The sequence below is a fragment of the Mesorhizobium sp. M0678 genome, from assembly GCF_040320505.1.
GTDB lineage: Bacteria > Pseudomonadota > Alphaproteobacteria > Rhizobiales > Rhizobiaceae > Mesorhizobium.
This window is the reverse complement of sequence record NZ_JAMYPT010000093.1, coordinates 1-516: the sequence shown is the minus strand read 5'-3', so window position 1 is coordinate 516 and position 516 is coordinate 1. Positions and strand designations below refer to the sequence as shown.

Genomic DNA, 516 nt, shown 5'->3' with positions numbered 1-516 from the left:
CACGCCGTAGAGCAATCCCCATTTGACGTTGGGCAACGTCACGTACCAGAACGCCTGCCAGCCATTGGCCCCGAGCGACAGGGCAGCCTCCTCGTCGCCATTGCCCTGTTCCTGCATCAGCGGGATCAATTCGCGGGCGACGAAGGGGAAGGTGACGAAGACGGTGGCCAGCACGATGCCCGGCACGGCAAACAGGATGACGATGCCATGCGCCTTGAGCCAGGCGCCGAGCAGGCCTTGCGCGCCGAACAGAAGTACATAGACCAGGCCGGAAATGACCGGCGAGACCGAAAAGGGCAGGTCGATGAGTGTGGTCAGGAACGCCTTGCCCTTGAACTCGAACTTGGCGATCGCCCATGCGGCGGAGATGCCGAAAATCACATTGAGCGGCACCGAGATCGCCGCGACCAGAAGCGTCAGGCGGATCGCCGAGCGCGTGTCCGGTTCGCTCAGCGCCTGTGTGTAGGCCTCGATACCTTTGGCGAAAGCTTCCTTGAAGACGATGATCAGCGGCAG

At 62.2% G+C, this 516-nt stretch carries 1 protein-coding gene; it reads right to left on the bottom strand.

The window, feature by feature from the left end; all coding sequences use genetic code 11:
* Nucleotides 1–516 (bottom strand): sulfate ABC transporter permease (locus tag NKI29_RS33425; protein WP_352798707.1); only part of this gene is annotated, 516 nt, incomplete at both ends.